This window comes from Aureibaculum sp. 2308TA14-22 (assembly GCF_040538665.1).
GTDB lineage: Bacteria > Bacteroidota > Bacteroidia > Flavobacteriales > Flavobacteriaceae > Aureibaculum.
This window is the reverse complement of sequence record NZ_JBEWXT010000001.1, coordinates 1866979-1885144: the sequence shown is the minus strand read 5'-3', so window position 1 is coordinate 1885144 and position 18166 is coordinate 1866979. Positions and strand designations below refer to the sequence as shown.

23 protein-coding genes are annotated in these 18166 nt (G+C 32.2%); 13 read left to right on the top strand and 10 right to left on the bottom strand.

What is annotated here, in order from left to right; all coding sequences use genetic code 11:
- Positions 1 to 24: 24 nt before the first annotated feature.
- The gene (locus tag U5A88_RS08335) at positions 25 to 939 is read right to left on the bottom strand and encodes a sterol desaturase family protein (protein WP_354205477.1); all 915 of its coding nucleotides are present in this window, start codon (positions 937 to 939) and stop codon (positions 25 to 27) included.
- Positions 940 to 1044: 105 nt separating this feature from the next.
- On the opposite strand from U5A88_RS08335, the gene rpsF reads away from it, so the two are divergent.
- The 4 genes from rpsF (at position 1045) to U5A88_RS08315 (ending at position 2719) form a co-directional block, all read left to right on the top strand.
- Positions 1045 to 1386 carry a 30S ribosomal protein S6 gene (gene rpsF, locus U5A88_RS08330; RefSeq protein WP_354205475.1) on the top strand — a complete coding sequence of 114 codons (342 nt, stop codon included), beginning with the start codon at positions 1045 to 1047 and terminating at the stop codon, positions 1384 to 1386.
- A gap of 3 nt (positions 1387 to 1389) precedes the next feature.
- A complete protein-coding gene (rpsR, locus tag U5A88_RS08325) occupies positions 1390 to 1689 on the top strand; it encodes a 30S ribosomal protein S18 (RefSeq protein ID WP_354205473.1) in 300 nt (99 codons plus the stop codon).
- Between the two features lie 18 nt (positions 1690 to 1707).
- On the top strand, positions 1708 to 2160 hold the full coding sequence (rplI, locus tag U5A88_RS08320) for a 50S ribosomal protein L9 (protein WP_354205472.1): 453 nt from the start codon (positions 1708 to 1710) through the stop codon (positions 2158 to 2160).
- A gap of 88 nt (positions 2161 to 2248) precedes the next feature.
- A complete protein-coding gene (locus U5A88_RS08315; RefSeq protein ID WP_354205470.1) occupies positions 2249 to 2719 on the top strand; it encodes a DUF6495 family protein in 471 nt (156 codons plus the stop codon).
- 3 nt (positions 2720 to 2722) lie between these two features.
- Here the strand turns inward: U5A88_RS08315 and U5A88_RS08310 are convergent, their stop codons facing one another.
- Both U5A88_RS08310 and U5A88_RS08305 read right to left on the bottom strand, forming a co-directional pair.
- On the bottom strand, positions 2723 to 3292 hold the full coding sequence (locus U5A88_RS08310) for an adenylosuccinate lyase (RefSeq protein WP_354205469.1): 570 nt from the start codon (positions 3290 to 3292) through the stop codon (positions 2723 to 2725).
- Positions 3293 to 3973: an SIR2 family NAD-dependent protein deacylase gene (locus tag U5A88_RS08305; protein WP_354205467.1), complete on the bottom strand. Its 681-nt coding sequence runs from the start codon at positions 3971 to 3973 to the stop codon at positions 3293 to 3295. It abuts the gene before it with no gap.
- Between the two features lie 129 nt (positions 3974 to 4102).
- On the opposite strand from U5A88_RS08305, the gene U5A88_RS08300 reads away from it, so the two are divergent.
- Positions 4103 to 4786: a TrmH family RNA methyltransferase gene (locus U5A88_RS08300; protein ID WP_354205465.1), complete on the top strand. Its 684-nt coding sequence runs from the start codon at positions 4103 to 4105 to the stop codon at positions 4784 to 4786.
- 152 nt (positions 4787 to 4938) lie between these two features.
- Here the strand turns inward: U5A88_RS08300 and U5A88_RS08295 are convergent, their stop codons facing one another.
- Complete coding sequence (locus tag U5A88_RS08295) at positions 4939 to 5625, bottom strand: Crp/Fnr family transcriptional regulator (RefSeq protein WP_354205463.1); 687 nt, start codon at positions 5623 to 5625, stop codon at positions 4939 to 4941.
- Between the two features lie 104 nt (positions 5626 to 5729).
- Here U5A88_RS08295 and U5A88_RS08290 point away from each other — a divergent pair, with 104 nt between their 5' ends.
- From U5A88_RS08290 to U5A88_RS08255, 8 genes are all read left to right on the top strand, one after another.
- A complete protein-coding gene (locus U5A88_RS08290) occupies positions 5730 to 8096 on the top strand; it encodes a heavy metal translocating P-type ATPase (protein ID WP_354205462.1) in 2367 nt (788 codons plus the stop codon).
- 88 nt (positions 8097 to 8184) lie between these two features.
- On the top strand, positions 8185 to 8379 hold the full coding sequence (gene ccoS / locus U5A88_RS08285) for a cbb3-type cytochrome oxidase assembly protein CcoS (RefSeq protein WP_354205460.1): 195 nt from the start codon (positions 8185 to 8187) through the stop codon (positions 8377 to 8379).
- Between the two features lie 6 nt (positions 8380 to 8385).
- A complete protein-coding gene (gene ccoN / locus U5A88_RS08280; protein ID WP_354205458.1) occupies positions 8386 to 10536 on the top strand; it encodes a cytochrome-c oxidase, cbb3-type subunit I in 2151 nt (716 codons plus the stop codon).
- A gap of 5 nt (positions 10537 to 10541) precedes the next feature.
- On the top strand, positions 10542 to 10733 hold the full coding sequence (locus tag U5A88_RS08275; RefSeq protein WP_354205456.1) for a CcoQ/FixQ family Cbb3-type cytochrome c oxidase assembly chaperone: 192 nt from the start codon (positions 10542 to 10544) through the stop codon (positions 10731 to 10733).
- The gene (locus tag U5A88_RS08270; protein WP_354205454.1) at positions 10726 to 11355 is read left to right on the top strand and encodes a cbb3-type cytochrome c oxidase N-terminal domain-containing protein; all 630 of its coding nucleotides are present in this window, start codon (positions 10726 to 10728) and stop codon (positions 11353 to 11355) included. The genes U5A88_RS08275 and U5A88_RS08270 overlap by 8 nt, the downstream gene beginning before the upstream one ends.
- 148 nt (positions 11356 to 11503) lie before the next feature.
- Positions 11504 to 12919, top strand: coding sequence for a cytochrome c oxidase accessory protein CcoG (ccoG, locus tag U5A88_RS08265; RefSeq protein WP_354205452.1), 1416 nt, complete (start codon positions 11504 to 11506; stop codon positions 12917 to 12919).
- A gap of 5 nt (positions 12920 to 12924) precedes the next feature.
- The gene (locus U5A88_RS08260; RefSeq protein ID WP_354205451.1) at positions 12925 to 13377 is read left to right on the top strand and encodes a FixH family protein; all 453 of its coding nucleotides are present in this window, start codon (positions 12925 to 12927) and stop codon (positions 13375 to 13377) included.
- Between the two features lie 8 nt (positions 13378 to 13385).
- A complete protein-coding gene (locus U5A88_RS08255; RefSeq protein WP_354205449.1) occupies positions 13386 to 14090 on the top strand; it encodes a sulfite exporter TauE/SafE family protein in 705 nt (234 codons plus the stop codon).
- Between the two features lie 12 nt (positions 14091 to 14102).
- Here the strand turns inward: U5A88_RS08255 and U5A88_RS08250 are convergent, their stop codons facing one another.
- From U5A88_RS08250 to U5A88_RS08225, 6 genes are all read right to left on the bottom strand, one after another.
- Entirely contained in the window at positions 14103 to 14474 is a 372-nt protein-coding gene (locus tag U5A88_RS08250) for a DUF2200 domain-containing protein (RefSeq protein ID WP_354205447.1), read from the bottom strand.
- A 62-nt stretch (positions 14475 to 14536) separates the two neighbouring features.
- Entirely contained in the window at positions 14537 to 15031 is a 495-nt protein-coding gene (locus U5A88_RS08245; RefSeq protein WP_354205446.1) for a hypothetical protein, read from the bottom strand.
- A gap of 53 nt (positions 15032 to 15084) precedes the next feature.
- Positions 15085 to 15741 carry a hypothetical protein gene (locus U5A88_RS08240; RefSeq protein WP_354205444.1) on the bottom strand — a complete coding sequence of 219 codons (657 nt, stop codon included), beginning with the start codon at positions 15739 to 15741 and terminating at the stop codon, positions 15085 to 15087.
- Entirely contained in the window at positions 15728 to 17191 is a 1464-nt protein-coding gene (locus U5A88_RS08235) for a pyridoxal phosphate-dependent decarboxylase family protein (protein ID WP_354205442.1), read from the bottom strand. The genes U5A88_RS08240 and U5A88_RS08235 overlap by 14 nt, the downstream gene beginning before the upstream one ends.
- 138 nt (positions 17192 to 17329) lie before the next feature.
- Complete coding sequence (locus tag U5A88_RS08230; protein ID WP_354205440.1) at positions 17330 to 17581, bottom strand: cytochrome C oxidase subunit IV family protein; 252 nt, start codon at positions 17579 to 17581, stop codon at positions 17330 to 17332.
- A gap of 2 nt (positions 17582 to 17583) precedes the next feature.
- Positions 17584 to 18165 (bottom strand): cytochrome c oxidase subunit 3, encoded by a 582-nt coding sequence (locus U5A88_RS08225; RefSeq protein WP_354205439.1) that lies wholly within the window; start codon positions 18163 to 18165, stop codon positions 17584 to 17586.
- Position 18166: the final 1 nt, after the last annotated feature.

Sequence of the window (18166 nt, the reverse complement as noted above, 5' to 3'; positions counted from 1 at the left end):
CTTTTTTATCGAGAAAGTCAAATTTTAACTTTTAGAATTTGATTTTTCCCACTCCTTCCTCAAATCAGATGAAATAACACCTTCATCATCATGCCTCCATCCTGGTGGCTTTATTAAGTAATTAATTCGCTTTCTTAACGAAGTCTTAGAAGTAAACACATCTTTAAATAGACTGATCCATTCGTGAAATGCTACATATAATGGGTTAAAGGAGCTGATATTTTTTACCAATCCGTAAATTGGTTTTTCAATTTCGGGCTCGTAAGTACCAAATAATTTATCCCAAATAATAAAAATTCCAGCATGGTTTCTATCCAAATATTGTGGATTGGTAGCATGGTGTACCCTATGGTGCGAAGGTGTATTAAAAACAGCCTCAAACCAATTGGGCATTTTTTTAATGAGTTCGGTATGTATCCAATATTGATAAATTAGGCTAATAGACATTTGAGCTAAGATCATCACGGGATGAAACCCGAGTAAGGGTAACCACATCCAAAAAACAAAGGTCATAAATCCGCCTGTCCAAGATTGTCTTAGTGCTGTACTTAAATTATAGCGTTGAGAGGAATGGTGTATCACGTGGCTTGCCCAAAAGAAACGATTGGTATGACTTACACGGTGCATCCAATAATAGGAAAAATCCTCGGTAAATAAAATTAATACCCACGCCCACCATGTAAACGGAATGGTAAATAATCTAAAATTGTTGTAAATAAATATAAAGGCAGCAAAAACTAACACTTTACTGAACAGTCCTAAAAAAACATTTCCCAATCCCATAGTAATGGAAGTGATGGCATCTTTAGTTTCATAGCTATTTGATTTTTCACGAGCATCAACAATAACTTCTATAAACAAGGTAATTGCAAAAAACGGAATAGCGTAATGGATTAAGTTGGGTATTTCTGGAATTTCCATAGATTGTACAAATGTCATTCTCAAAAGTAATTAAATTATTTAATTTTTAATTGTTTTAAGCTTTTGATTCTAATGAAAATACGTATATTTGCACGCTTAAAAATAAACACAAAACAATTAATTATGAATCATTACGAAACTGTTTTCATTTTGAATCCCGTTTTATCTGATGTTCAGGTAAAGGAAACAGTAAAGAAGTTTGACGACTACTTGGTTTCTAAAGGTGCCGAAATGATCCACAAAGAAGATTGGGGCTTAAAGAAATTAGCATACCCAATCCAAAAGAAAAAAACCGGATTTTATCACTTATTTGAGTATAAGGTTGCCGGGGAGATTATTAGCCCTTTTGAACTAGAGTTTAGAAGAGACGATAGTATTATGCGTTATTTAACCGTTAAGTTAGATAAGCATGCTGCTGAATGGGCTGTAAAAAGAAAAGAACGTAATAAAGCTGCTAAAAACTAAGTTATGTCATCAACAATAGAACAACAAGCAAAAGGCGGAAACAAAGCCGAAATCAGATATTTAACACCGTTAGATATTGATACGAAACAGAAGGTAAAATATTGTCGTTTTAAGAAAAACGGTATTAAATATATAGATTATAAGGATGCAGATTTTTTAATGTATTTGGTAAATGAACAAGGTAAAATTTTACCACGTCGTTTAACAGGTACTTCGTTAAAATACCAACGTAAAGTATCGCAAGCAATTAAAAGAGCACGTCATTTGGCATTATTGCCTTATGTAGGTGATATGTTAAAATAATCTAAATTAAGAACTATTATGGAACTTATATTAAAACAAGACGTAGCTAATTTAGGATTTACAGACGATGTGGTAACTGTAAAGAACGGTTATGGTCGCAATTTTTTAATTCCACAAGGATATGCAATGTTAGCTACGCCTTCTGCTAAGAAAGTATTAGCTGAAACATTAAAACAAAGAGCTTACAAAGAAGCTAGTGTTATAAAAGATGCTGAGTCTTCAGCTAAAAAATTACAAGAACTGGAAATTAAGATACCTGCAAAAGTAGGTGCTGGCGATAAGCTTTTTGGTTCTGTAAGTAATGCTGATGTTGCTGATGCAATTAACAAAGCTGGTGTAGAAATAGATAGAAAATACATTACTGTACTTGGTGGTTTAGTAAAAAGATTAGGTACTTATAATGCTAAAATTCGTTTACATAGAGAGGTAATTGTAGATTTTCCTTTTGACGTAGTTGCGGAAGCAAAATAATACAAACTCAACTTAAAGTTAAAACCGCTCATTTTTATGAGCGGTTTTTTTAATTTTGTAGGTTAGTTAGATTGAATAATGATTAAGAATGAAGTACAAACAATTAACAAGAGAACAATTTGAAGCATTGCATAAAGAATTTGCTCAGTTTTTAGCAAGTCAGCAGATTGATGTAAAAGAATGGAATGCCATAAAAAAAGATAAACCTAAAGTTGCCGAACAAGAATTGAATTTGTTTAGTGATATGGTTTGGGACGATGTTTTGAACAAAACGAATTATTTAGAGCACTTTTCTGAAAAAAGTATCAATTTATTTAGGTGTGAGGAAAAAGAGATTTCTAGAATTGTGGTTCAAATAAATAAAACGGATTTTAGTTTTTTTAATGATGATGATTATAAATGGTTTATCGATAATACCAGAGACGGATCAATTACTTTTTATAAAGGGGTAAAAAAGTATGAGAAGGATAGAAATGCCGAAATTTTTGATTTAATACAAAAAGGAAGTGTAATTGCAGATGGTAAATTATATGATGGGCTATATAAATTGATATCCTAGCAATCATAGTTTCAATTTTGTTTTGGTCTCAATGGCTTTAATCACTTTTCTACCTCGGTTTACGTAACCAATTGTTGCTGTGGGAATATCCTTTTCTATATTCAATACCAACTCTGGGTGAATCCAATCGTATTTTGTGCCTAATAAATAGAGGATCTGCATTGTATATGCTTTTACAGCTGTTTTTTGATTGGTAATCATCCAATCAAAACCTGCTTCTATAATTTTTTCGAGATGGTTTTCCTTCAATACGGTGGGATGATTATTAAAATAATTAACAATTAATAATTCACATATTTTAGCACAAGCTCTAATTACCGCACCTTGCTTTACCTTGGGCAATAATTCACAGAATTTATCCAAATAAGGAATAATAAGCCCTAATTTTTCTTTACAAGCCAATTCTAAAGTGCGTGACGAAAAATTCGAATTTTCATCTTCAATAGCTTCCATGTTTGTTAAAAGAACTTCAATATATTGTGGATTATTTAACGTAGCCAATACAAGTTCATCACGATACTTTAATCTTTCTTTGTCGTTTTCTAGAACAGATGTGAAAGTAGATAGGTTCATTTACAAATAATTTTCAATAAGGTGTTGAACGCCCACGGTAGCTTTTTTTGCAATAACTGTTAGGTTCTCAAAATCATTAGCATTTACAGCAGGTTTTGGGTCAATAAAATAGATTGGAATTCCTGGCTTTGCATAATTAATTAAACTCGCTGCGGGATATACCTGCATGGAAGTGCCAATAATAATTAAAACATCGGCTAGTATAGTAATTTCCGCAGCTTTTTCTAACATAGGTACAGCTTCGCCAAACCAAACAATATGGGGTCTTAACTGTGTGCCTTTTGGACATAAATCACCAATGTAAATATCATCCGTACAGTCATAAACTATAGTGTCATTTTCTATACTTCTAGCTTTTAGTAATTCTCCATGTAAATGAATTATATCAGTACTACCTGCACGCTCATGTAAATCATCCACATTTTGAGTTATAATGGTAACATTATATTGCTGTTCTAAATCAGCCAAAGCATTGTGTGCAGCGTTAGGTTTTACCGTAAACAGTTGCCGTCTTCGTTGGTTGTAAAAATCCAATACCAATTCAGGATTTTTTCTAAAACCTTCAGGAGATGCCACTTCTATAACATCATGTCCTTCCCAAAGACCATCTGCATCCCTAAAAGTATTAATTCCACTTTCAGCACTCATTCCCGCTCCGGTCAACACAACTATTTTCTTCATTTTTAAAATTGTCATTCTGAGGTACGAGGAATTTTTTAATCGCTACCTCCAGATTTATTTATGTTCTGCTTTTATACTATTTTGATAATTTGCCTTAAATTTAAAACTTATTTACAAGAACAAAAAAATATGGTTGATAAACAATTGTTAGCTTATTTACAAGACTTGATTACGGATAACCGAAAAACCCTCTTTGAGAAAATTTTAAAAGATAGAACCCGTCATTTTACAGTGGTTTTAGAAGATATTTACCAAAAGCATAATACAAGTGCCGTTGTGCGTAGTTGTGATATTTTTGGTATTCAAGATATCCATATTATTGAAAATAAATACAACAGTTATGTATCTAACCAAGTGGCAAAAGGAGCTCAAAAATGGATAGATTTTCATGAGTATAATCAACAGGAAAACAATACGGAAAACTGTATAAAAACACTGCGAAAAAATGGTTATCAGATTATTGCAACAACACCGCATAGCGATCTGGATGGCTATCGGGACTGCCTATTGCCCGATTTTGATATTTCTAAAAAATCTGCTTTTGTTTTTGGGGTAGAAAAAGAGGGAGTTTCAGATTATATTTTAGATGAAGCTGATGGCTATTTAAAAATTCCAATGTACGGTTTTACGGAAAGCCTTAATATTTCGGTGGCTGCTGCCATTATACTACAATCAATAACACAACGATTAAGAGTGTCTGAAATAGATTGGCAATTATCGGAAGAAGAAAAAGATGAAAAAAGATTGGATTGGACAAAAAAGACAATTAATCATGTGGAGGAAATTATTGAGAGGTGGAAAATGAGTAATTAGAGGGTAGAGTTTAGTGATTGGTTTTTACAACAACTATTTTTTAAGTCTGATCATCATTCTTCAAATGTAAACCTTACCTCATTCATAATTTTAATTTTCTGTTAATCGAATCCATTAAAAGTTGAAAATATTTATTTTCCACTAACCACTAATTAAAACCCCTGAGACAATCTTAACAATCCGACTTCATCTAAAATTTTTACTTTTTTACCATCTAAAGCGATAAATCCTTTCTTTTTAAATTCGGAGAGTAATCTGATGGCAGATTCTGTTGCAGTACCTATAACACTTGATATTTCTTCTCTAGTCAATATAATATCCAAATAACCATCTTCGTCCTCATCAAAAGTTTCTTTTAAGAAAATAAGCATATCCGCCAATCGTTCCTTTACGTTTTTTTGAGCCATATTAGAAAGAGACATATTTGCATCACGTAAGTCGTGACAAACTGTTTTCATCATGTCTAATGAAAATTTTGGATTTTCTTTGATGGCATCTAATATCTCTCTTTTAGGTATAAAACAAGCTTCCATATCTTTTAATGCGGTAACTGTTAGGGTTACAGGCTCTTCACTTAAAACCGAACGGTAGCCCAGCATATCGCCACCCTTTATAAATCTGACTATTTGTTCTTTCCCGTTAGCATTTAATTTAGATAACTTACAAATACCATGTTTTACACAATACACACCATTTATAGTATTGCCTTCTTCAAAAATAACATCACCTTTTTTAAAAGCTAAAACGTCCTTTTCTTCAGACATTGTTTTCAGCTCATCTGCAGATAACGACTTTAGTGAGTTAAATTCTCTAATAAGACATTGTTGGCACTTACTCATTTAGATATAGTAGAATTTGAAAACAAATATACCGAAATTTTGTGACATTTATCATAGACTTGTCTAAGTTTGCACTTGATATTTGTAAGTTAACAGAATTAGAAATGCCAAAAGAAAAGTGTTTTCACTGTGGTAATGATAATGGCTCTAAACCAGTAGTTTACGATGCTAAGAGTTTTTGCTGTAACGGATGTAAAACAGTTTACGAGATTTTTAGCGATAATGATTTAACCTGCTATTACGATCTAGAAAACGCACCAGGTAAAATACCTGAAGATATAAAAGGTAAATACAATTATCTGGATGATGACAACATTATAGAAAAATTGTATGATTTTAAAGATGGTGAAACAAGTGTCATAACCTTTTATATACCACATGTACATTGTAGTTCTTGTATTTGGATATTAGAAAATTTGAATAAGTTGCTTCCATCAATTAATTCTTCACAGGTTAATTTTCCTAAAAAAGAAGTTAGAATTACTTTTAATAATTCAACTACCTCTTTGAGACAAATAGTAGAATTATTAAGTTCTATTGGTTATGAACCATTGATTAGCCTTGAAGATGCAACAGTGAGTAAACGTAAAATTGACCGCTCGTTAATCTACAAATTAGGCGTTACCGGTTTTGCTTTTGGTAATATCATGTTATTATCCTTTCCAGAGTACTTTCAATCTGATGAGTATTGGCTAGAGCGTTACAAACCACTTTTCAGATTGTTAATTTTTATAATGATTTTGCCTGTGGTATTTTATTCAGCCACAGAATATTTTATTTCAGCCTACAAAGGGCTAAAGCACAAAATCCTGAATATAGATGTACCTATTGTTTTAGGTATTATTGTGCTGTTTTTACGTAGTTCTTATGAAATATTTTTTAATTTGGGTCAAGGCTATTTTGATAGCTTGGCTGGATTTGTTTTCTTTCTGCTGCTCGGTAAAATATTTCAACAACAAACGTATAGTTTTTTATCTTTTGAACGTGATTACAAATCGTATTTTCCTGTAGCGGTTACAAAAATAAACAATGATAAAACTGAAAAAAATATTGCTATTTACGATGTTAAAAAAGGGGATAGGCTATTGATTAGAGATAAAGAATTAATACCCGCTGATGGGATTTTAATTGCTGGTAATGCTCAAATTGACTATAGTTTTGTTACTGGTGAGTCTTTGCCCGTCACAAAAAAATCAGGTGATAAACTTTTTGCTGGTGGCAAACAACTTTCAGGGGCTATTGAAATGGAAATTTTACAAACGGTTTCACAAAGTTATTTGACTCAGCTTTGGAGCAATGATGTGTTTAACAATACCAAAATCAGTGGTATAAAAAATGTAACAGATTCTATAAGCAAACGATTTACTATCATTGTTCTAATGATTGCCTTTTTAGCAGGCTTGTATTGGTATTTTGTAGATGTAAAAATGGTTGCTAATGTAGTTACAGCGGTATTAATAGTTGCTTGTCCGTGTGCATTGGCACTATCTGCACCATTTGCTTTGGGAAATATGCTACGAATTTTAGGAAGAAAGAAAGTGTACTTAAAAAATACGGATGTTATTGAGAATCTCTCTAAAGTAGATACCCTAATTTTTGATAAAACAGGAACAATTACCAATAACAAATCCAAAATTTCTTATCAAGGTACGCCACTTTTGGTTGATGAAACTATTGCTATTAAAAGTGTATTAAGAGCTTCAAATCATCCATTAAGCAGAATGTTATATGATAAAATTGATGAAGAAAACATTTTAGAAGTATCGGACTTTAAAGAAGTGTTGGGAAAAGGAATTGAAGGAAAAGTTAATGATTTAATTATTAAAATCGGTTCGGCTCAATTTGTAAATGCCAAGACTGAACATATTTTACAAACACAGTCTTACATCAATATAAACGAAGCAGTTAAAGGAAAATATATCTTTGAAAATTCGTATCGAAGCGGACTGACTACTATTTTTGATGAATTAAAAAACGACTATCAGCTGGGAATTTTATCTGGAGACAATGATGGCGAAAAAATGCAATTAGAAACAATGCTTCCAAAAAATACGGACTTAATATTCAATAAAAAACCAGCAGATAAATTAGAATACATAAAACACTTACAAGATTCAGGCAAAAATGTTTTAATGATTGGCGACGGTTTAAATGATGCAGGGGCTTTAGCACAGAGTAATGTTGGTTTGGTTGTAGCTGAAGATATTAATGTTTTTTCACCAGCTTCTGATGGTATTCTTGATGCTTCAAAATTTAACTTTCTGCCTAAACTTTTAAAGCTATCTAAACAAACACTTAAGGTAATAAAAATGAGCTTTGTAATTTCAATACTCTACAATTTTATTGGGATGTTATTTGCTGTTTCAGGCAATTTATCGCCTATAGTAGCTGCTATTTTAATGCCTTTAAGCTCAATTAGTATAGTTATTTTTGTTACAATTAGCACAAATTTATTGTCAAGTAAAAGATAATTTTATAACTTTACTTTTTATTACAAATATGATAAATGTCATATTTTTAATTTACAAATCTCACTTTCTTTGTGTGTAATTTTTTTCTATGGATATTATCTTTTTAATGATTGCAGTTAGTATTGTTATCGCTGTAGTTTTTTTTATACTTTTTATTAAATCCGTTAAATCAGGACAGTATGACGATGTATATACACCTTCAGTTAGAATGTTGTTTGAAGATGAATTTGTAGACAAAGCTTCAAAAACTAAAAAATCAAAATCAATTAATCAAAATCAATAAGTAACAATGGAAAAAGAACAATTTTATTACGACAACAAAATTGTAAAGATGTTCCTCATCGCAACAGTACTTTGGGGAATTGTGGGTATGCTGGTAGGTTTGCTGGTTGCTCTTCTTTTTATCTTCCCAAATTATATGGAAGGCATTTCATGGCTTAGTTTTGGTCGTTTAAGACCGTTACACACAAACGCCGTGATTTTTGCTTTTGTGGGAAATAGTATTTTTATGGGTATGTATTATTCTATGCAGCGTTTGTTAAAAACACGTATGTTCAGCGATGCATTAAGCAAAATACATTTTTGGGGATGGCAATTAATAATCGTCGCTGCCGCCATTACCTTGCCATTAGGTATAACTTCTTCAAAAGAATATGCTGAGTTAGAATGGCCTATAGATATTGCCATAACTATTGTTTGGGTAATAATGGGTATTAATATGATTGGTACCATTCTCAAAAGACGCCAACGCCATATCTATGTTGCCATTTGGTTCTATTTAGCATCTTTGGTTACAATTGCCGTGTTGCATATTTTTAATAACTTAGAATTACCGGTAAGTGCTTTTAAGAGCTATTCGATTTATGCAGGAGTGCAAGATGCATTAGTACAATGGTGGTATGGACATAATGCGGTTGCCTTCTTCTTAACAACACCAGTATTGGGTCTTATGTATTATTTTGTGCCTAAGGCGGCAAATAGACCTGTCTATTCTTACAGACTATCTATAGTTCACTTTTGGTCATTAATTTTTATCTATATCTGGGCAGGCCCTCACCATTTATTGTATACAGCATTACCTGGTTGGGCTCAAAATTTAGGTACTGTGTTTTCTGTTATGCTAATTTTCCCATCATGGGGTGGTATGATAAACGGTTTATTAACCTTACGCGGTGCTTGGGATAAAGTTAGAGAAAGTCCAGTGTTGAAGTTTTTTGTTGTTGCAATTACAGGTTATGGTATGGCTACTTTTGAAGGACCATTGTTATCCTTTAAAAACTTAAACGCCATTGGGCATTATACGGATTGGATTGTAGCTCACGTACACGTTGGTGCATTAGCTTGGAACGGATTTATGGCTGCTGGTATTATTTATTGGTTGGCTGGACGTTTGTGGAAAACTGAACTCTACTCAAAAAAACTGGCTAACATCCATTTTTGGATTGGAACCTTAGGTATTTTGTTTTATGCCATACCTTTATACGTAGCAGGGTTTACGCAAGCCTCTATGTGGAAACAATTTAACCCCGATGGAACGTTGGTTTATGGTAACTTCTTAGAGACTGTAACACAGATTTTGCCAATGTATGCCATGCGTGCTTTTGGAGGTACATTGTATTTAGTTGGTTTTATTTTGTTAGCATATAACATTATAAAAACGGCTAAAGCAGGCTCTAAAGTAGAAGATGAATTAGCCGAAGCAGTACCATTGAAAAAAATAACTGGTAGAAGAATGGCTGGTGAAAAAGTACATTCTTGGTTAGAAAGAAAAACAATTTTATTTACAGTGTTAACAACAGTAGCTATTGTTATTGGTGGAGCTGTAGAGATAGTACCTTTATTAACTGTAGACTCAAATATCCCAAAAATTACGAGTGTCAAACCTTATACTCCATTAGAGTTGGAAGGTAGAGATATTTATATTAGAGAAGGTTGTAATAACTGTCATTCGCAGATGATTAGGCCATTTCGTTCAGAAGTAGAACGTTATGGAGAATATTCTAAGGCGGGTGAGTTTGTTTATGACTTTCCATTCCTTTGGGGTTCACGTAGAACGGGTCCTGATGTGCATAGAATAGGAGGTAAGTATAATGATAACTGGCATTTCAATCATATGTTAGATCCTAGTTCAACATCTCCGGGTTCAATTATGCCTAAATATACTTGGTTATTTACAAATGACTTGAATACTTCAAATACTCAAGGTAAAATGGAAGCTATGGTTAAATTAGGTGTGCCGTATACACAATCTGAAGTGGATAAAGGATTGTTTTTATTGAGAAATCAGGCAGAACAAGTTGAAAAGAACTTAAGACAAGACCCTGAGTATGTTAAAAACTATGGTGATAGTAATATGCAGGATAAAGAGATTGTGGCCTTAATTGCTTATTTACAGCGTTTAGGTACGGATATTAAAAAAGGTGAAACCGCTCAAAACTAATTAAGATGTTAAAATATATTAAACACCATTTAGATTCAATGAACGATGTGGAAATATATCCCATCATATCATTACTATTATTTTTTGCGGTTTTTATTACCATGTTAATTCATGTGATGAGAATTCCAAAAAAGAGTATCGAAAACATTAGTAATTTACCTCTTGAAGAGGACGAAAACATAAACGATTATGAGTAATAAAGAAAAATCTTTTTGGAGCAAATTAACAGGAGCTAGGCCAATTGAAAATGAGGAAGATATTATGACCGATCATGATTATGACGGTATTAAAGAATTAGATAATGTATTGCCACCTTGGTGGTTGGCCGGTTTTTATATTACCATTGCAGTAGGTATATTCTATTATATTATGGTATTTTTTACCGACAGATATGATCAGCATGCCGAGTTTGAACGTGCTGTTGCTGAAGGTGATGCTGCCGTTGCTCAGTATAAAAAAGATAATCCCGAATTATATGATGCTGCCAATTTAGTGGCATTGACTGATGCTGCTAGTATTCAAAAAGGAAAAGAATTGTTTGCTTCAAAAACATGTACAGCATGTCATTTAGATGATCTTGGTGGTAGTATAGGTCCAAATTTAACGGATGAGTATTGGATTTTAGATGGCGATTTTCAAGGTATTATGAATACGCTTGCAAAAGGGGGTAGACCCGGTAAAGGTATGATTGCTTGGGAGTCAACGATTAGTTTAGAGGAGAGACAACAACTGGCAAGTTATATTTTGTCTATGCAAGGTACAACACCAGCTAATCCTAAAGATCCAGAAGGAGAAATTTGGAAAGAAGGAGATAAGTAAAAAATGCTAACTCAATTTTTTAGAACTTTTTAGTTCGGCTTTAATACTTCTATTTACGCTAATAGTTATGTGATAAATGTTTCGTTCATGTTCATTTATTAAATTTAACTTTGTAGTTTAAATAGAAGTATTTTTTATAGTTATTTCAATGGCAGTAGAAGAACAAGAAAATTTTAGAGATTCCATAGGCACAATTACTAAAGATGGTAAGCGTAACTATATTTTTCCTAAAAAGCCATCAGGTAAGTTTACTAATTACAGAACTTATTTAAGTTGGTTTTTACTTGCTGTATTGATAATTTCTCCATTTATTAAAATTAACGGAAATCAGTTTTTATTATTTAACATATTAGAAGGTAAATACAATATATTTGGACAACCCTTTTGGCCTCAAGATTTTTATTTACTAGTACTATCCATGTTAGTGGGTATTGTCTTTGTTATTTTATTTACTGTAATTTTTGGTAGAATATTTTGTGGCTGGGTTTGCCCACAAACTATTTTTATGGAAATGGTATTTCGTAAAATTGAATATTGGATAGAAGGAGACAGAGGTAAACAGATAAGACTAAACAAACAACCTTGGACAGCTGAGAAAATACGTAAGAAAGCGATTAAATGGACTATCTTTTTCTTGATTTCTTTTATTATCGCCAATGTTTTCTTGGCCTATTTTATAGGTAGTGATGTGCTGCTGGAATATATTACAGGCAATCCATTGGATCATATTGGAACGTTGATTAAACTATTGGTTTTTACCTTGGTATTTTTCTTTGTGTTTGCTTGGTTTAGAGAGCAGGTATGCATTATTGTTTGCCCTTATGGTAGGTTACAAGGGGTTTTATTAGACAGAAAATCAATAGTGGTTGCTTATGACCATAAAAGAGGCGAAAATGAAAATGGTAGAAAGAAATTCAGAAAAAATGAAGATAGAACGGAAATGGGTCATGGTGATTGCATAGATTGTAATCAATGTGTAGTGGTTTGTCCCACAGGAATTGATATTAGAAACGGTACACAATTAGAATGTGTAAACTGCACGGCATGTATTGATGCTTGTGATGAGATTATGACCAAAACAGGCTTTGAGCCAGGCTTAATTCGTTATGCTTCAGAAGATAACATTACGCAAGGAGAAAAGTTTAAATTCAATGCAAGAATAAAAGCCTATTCTGCCGTTTTGACTATCTTAGTTGCAGTATTGATAACATTACTGTTTTTAAGATCAGATATTGAAGCCACAATTTTGAGGTTGCCGGGGCAAACGTTTACCAGTACTGAAACAGCGGTTAGTAACATTTACACTTTTAAGTTGATAAACAAAACCGTGAAAAATCTGGATAACGTTGAGATTAAACTGATTTCACATGCTGGAGAAGTCAGAATTGTCGGTGGTACAAGCCATGTACCTAAAGGCGATTTAACAGAAGGAACCTTATTCATTGACATCGATAAAAAAGATTTAGAATCAGCTAAGGAAAAGCTAAAAATAGGTATTTATGCAGATGGAGAATTGATTGAGACTACATCGACCAATTTTATGGGACCAATGAAAATAAATTAGAAATTATGCGAATTAAAATAAACTGGGGATGGGCAATGGTAATCGTTATGGCGGCATTTATGATTTTTATATTACAGTTTGTCTATAGAAGTTTAGCAGACGATACATTAGAACATCATTTGGTTTCAGAAGATTATTATAAAGATGAATTATACTATCAACAAGAAATTGATAAAATGAACAATGCCAGTAAGCTTTCTCAAAATGTAAAAGTTGAGAAGGCGGGTAGGGGCATGTTAGTTACTTTTCCCGACACTATGGATCTTGAAAAAATAAAAGGAACCATTTATTTTCAAAGACCATCCGATAAAAGAATTGATTTTAAAAGAGAAATTGTTTTAAATGAAAATACGATGTTGATTGAAGATGATAAACTAATTAACGGTAGATGGAATATTAAAATTGATTGGAAATTTGAGGATGAGGAATATTTATTTAAAAAGGATATATTTTATTAGGTTTAAATATGCTTTATACTGCATTTATACTTGGCTTATTAGGTAGTTTTCATTGCATAGGTATGTGCGGGCCAATTGCATTTGCTTTACCCGTGGATAGAACCAGTAAATCTAAAATGGTATTCCAGACCATGCTCTATCATTTTGGACGATTATTTACTTACTCGCTGATTGGTCTTGTCTTTGGTTTGGTTGGTAGAGGTTTGTATTTAGCGGGTTTTCAGCAACGTTTATCTATCCTAATAGGTGTGTTAATGATTGCTATGGTATTGATTCCCGTACATGTTTTTAACAAACACAATTTTTCTAAACCAATATATAAGGGCATATCTTATGTAAAATCTAAATTGGGATATTATTTAAAAAAGCGTACCAATAGTACTTTTTTTACTATTGGTTTTTTTAACGGTTTTTTACCTTGTGGACTGGTTTATATGGCTTTGGTGGGTTCTATTGCCGCTTCAGGAGCATTTGAAGGGGCAATCTATATGTCTTTGTTCGGACTGGGTACCGTACCCATGATGAGTGCGGCTGTATTGACGGGAAATTTTTTAAAAGGAACGCTTAGAACTAAAATTCAAAAAGCAATTCCTGTATTTGTCGTTATTATTGGTTTGTTATTTATTCTTCGAGGTTTAGGCTTAGGAATCCCTTACGTTTCACCTTCTGATGTCAAATTACAAGTTACTAACACTACTGAGGTTTGTGAGTGATTTTTTAATTGACTAAGCTTCTCTTACTATTTTCTCCATTTTACGACCTCTTGCCAATTCATCAATAAGCTTTTCCATTTGTCTGCATTGTTTATACAATTCGAATTCATCTTCAATTTCTTCAATGCGATACCCACAAACAACACCTTTAATTAGGTGTGCATTAGGATGGATTTTAGCTTCCTCAAAAAACGTTCTAAACGTTGCTTTTTCATCAATAAGTGACTGTAATTTAGTTTCATCAAAACCAGTAAACCATTCTATTACTTGATGAAATTCTTCTTTTGTTCTACCATGTTTTTCCAATCTATTCCAGTAATGGGGATAAATAGATGCAAAAACCATATTAGCAACTTGTTCATTTTTTTTAGTTGTAACTTTCATTTTTTGTGATTTTAAATTGGTGCTAATGGTCTTGTATTAACAATTGTTGTAACCAGTATTTTTTAATTCATTGTAAAATCCTGCTCCTTTTCAATAACTTTCATCATTTCTTCATGTGGCACCATCAGCTTCATTTCAGAACCATTGTAAAACTCCACATAAGGATATTTTAAAGGTCTATAATAGTCTTTTGGAAAAGGAAATTTCTTTAAAGCCTTTGTCATTTGCGTGAAAAATTCCACTCTATCATAATAAGCTCCATAAGTGTAAGGAAACAAACTGTTTATTGTCGTTCTCAATTCCTTTACATTAATCCGAGTATTTTTATTTGAGCGAAAGTAGAAAATATCACATTTTGTTTTACTATGCTCAATTTCAAATTCTTTATCATAATTGAATTGATGATTTTCAGAGATTGCATAGTCAAGCTTGTAAATCGAGGATAAGTTTTTTAAAAATCCAGAAACACTATTTCTGTTAATTTCAGCAATTTTTTGATTTTGGTAAGAAACAACCAAATTAATCCTCCATTTTCTTTTTGTTACAGTTTTTTTCATATTGGTTACAACAATTGTATTTATATACTTAATGCCTATAAATATAACTATTTTTAGTTTACATATTCGGTAGTGTCCAACGCAATATGCTTTACATTCTGTAATTGTGCCTTTAACTCTAAATAATTTTGATATTTTATATTCTTGTCAAAATTCAAATGCAAATTTATTTTTTTTTCTACGGGTAGGTCATCCAGATAGTTATTCAATTCGTTTTGTAGTATTAGGCTATCGTTTATAAGGAGTCGGTTGTTTTTGTAATCTATAACAATATGTTTAGCAAGCGTATCATTTTTAAATTGAGCAGTAGTAAAAGGTTTGTCCGTAAAATAAATAACATCAAATTGTACCATTGAGAGTAAATTAGATTTGGAATCTACATAAGAGAAATAATTAAAATCATCTTCATCCTTAGGATGCATAGTTGGTTGCTCTCTTTTTTCTATTAATTTTTGTAAATGAGGTACAACCAAACGCATCGGTAGGTTTTTATCAATATTGTAGATCCAATTGGTAGTGGCAATACTGTTTTTTCGGTTTAAGGTAGCTAAAGTGTCGCTATCTTTGACTTCCAAAAAAATCCAAATTTGAGAATTGTCGTAAATAGTATCTTGAATTCCTGCTACGTTAAGTACAGGAATTTGTACTGTTTTTTTTGTACAGCCAATTGCAATAACTAAAAGTAATATTAAAAATTTATTTGTTTTCATTTTTCTTTAAATATGAAGCCGCAAATTTTTCACATAATGCCAAGGTGCTTTTTATGTCGTCTAATGTGGTTCTTGGGTTTATTAAGCACATTCTAATTACTACTTGATCTTGCAAAATAGTAGTAACCAATACCGCACTTCTAGAAGTTATAATTTGTTTTGAGATATATTGGTTTATTTTATCCAGTTCTTTTTCAGTCAAATTATGCTTTATCGGATTGTATCTGAAATTGATAATTGCTAAAGTAGCTGGTGAAACTACTTCCCATTTTGGACTCTTTCGCAATAGTTCCTCTACATTTTCGGTTAGTGAAATTCCAGATTGTACAGCTTCTTTAAAGGCATTAAGGCCAAATGTTTTGATAGACATATACAGTTTTAAGGCTCTGAAACCACGGGTGAGCTGAATGCCGTGGTCATAAAAATTGATTTCAGATTCGTTTCCTTCAATGTCCCTTAAATAAACAGGTTTTTCACTAAAGGTTTTGCTTAACCATTTGTGATTTTTCACCAATAAACAACCAATTTCATAAGGTTGAAAAAACCACTTATGGGGATCAACCGTTAGGGAATCTGCTTTTTCAATACCTTTTAAATAGTTTTTTCCTCTATCGGATAAAATGGCCGCTCCGCCATAAGCACCATCAACGTGCATCCATAAATTTTCTTTGCTGCAAATAGCTGCAATTTCCTCTAAAGGATCAACCGTTCCTGTATTTGTTGTTCCCGCTGAGGCAACTACACAAAAAGGTTGGTAGCCTTCTAACTTATCTTTTGCAATAACATTTTTTAGCTTGTTTAAAGACATCTTAAATTCTATGTCTGTGGGAATTATCCGTACTTGACGCTTTTTAAAACCCAATACTCTTATGGCTTTTATATTTGAGGAATGAGCTTGATCTGATAAATAAATTATCCCTTTAGAATAATCATCTTTACATTTTATGCGTCTTGCTGTTGTTAGGGCAGTTAAATTTGCCATAGACCCACCACTGGTTAAAATACCACCACCTTCTTGGATAGGGAACTCAAACATTTCTAAGAGCCAGTTAATAACCACAATTTCTAATTCAGCTGCAGCTGGAGAAGTTGACCATCCACCTGAGAAAATATTAAATCCCGATGCAATGGCATCTGCCATGGCACTAATAAAATTACTAGGGCTTGGCACAAACGAATAAAATTTTGGATGTGTAAGAAAATCTACATTTGTCAATACATTTTCAATAACATCTTGTAGTACATCGTTAGGTGAGTTAGGTTCTGTTGGAATGGGTTGCTGAAATATAGCATCCATTTGTTTTCTGTCAGCTAAACTTACTAATTTTTCTGAATTCAAATTCTCAAAATGAGAGGCTAATAAATCAACTATTTTATAGCCATATTGCTGCATTTCTTCTTTTGATAAGGTTAAAGGCAGATCTTTGGTGTTTAGTATATTTTTATGCATTATTTGCTCACTATTTTAATTGTTTTCAACGAAAATGATGAATATTACAAATTTATTAAAAAGCAATAAGAGATAGGTAATAATTAGTAACTCTTTAAGGCTAAAATCACATCTGTTTTGTCGAAATTTTAATAGAGTTTATTGATGAAAATTGACTATTGAAATTATTATCATAAAAAAAGCTAAAAATACACCCAGTATAACTTTCCAAAAGATATTTGCTTTTGCCAATTCCATAAAATTAAAAGCTACTAACAAAAACTTAATAGTTGACAATACTAAAATGATAGTTGCAATATAAAAAAGGTTGCTATTATTGTTAGAGAAAAATGCTGTTAATAAGGTCAATAGAATAAGAAAACCTAATGTAAAGATATTTTTTTTCTCCATAATTATAAAATCAAATAAAGAGTTGGAAAGAGCAGCAACCAAATTAAATCACACATGTGCCAGAATGCTGCACTAGCTTCTAAATCTTCAAGTTTGGTTTGTTTATTTAATTTTTTAATACCATAAAACATAAATAGTAAAATTACCAAACCAACAATTACATGAATAACATGAAAACCAGTTAACAACCAGTAATAGGTAAAAAAGGAATCATAACCCATGGTAAAACCGCTTTGTATTTTTAAATAGTACTCTATGCCTTTTAGTATTAAAAATAAAAGACCGCCCAACATGGTCAGTTTTAAATAGAATAACGTTTTTGAGATATTATTAGCCTTAAACAAATGAACCGTAGTTGCCATAAAAAATCCGCTTACCAATAAAAATATAGTATTAATTGTTCCAAATGTAGTGTTAAGATGTAATCTCGATTGATGATAAACTTCTGGATTCTCTTTGCTGCTGATTACTAATGCAATTAAGACGGCACCGAAGGTAAATAGTTCTAAAAAAATAAGTAGCCACATTAAGATACCTCCGGGTGGATAATAAACATTTTTATAATCAATTTGTCCAGACCCCATT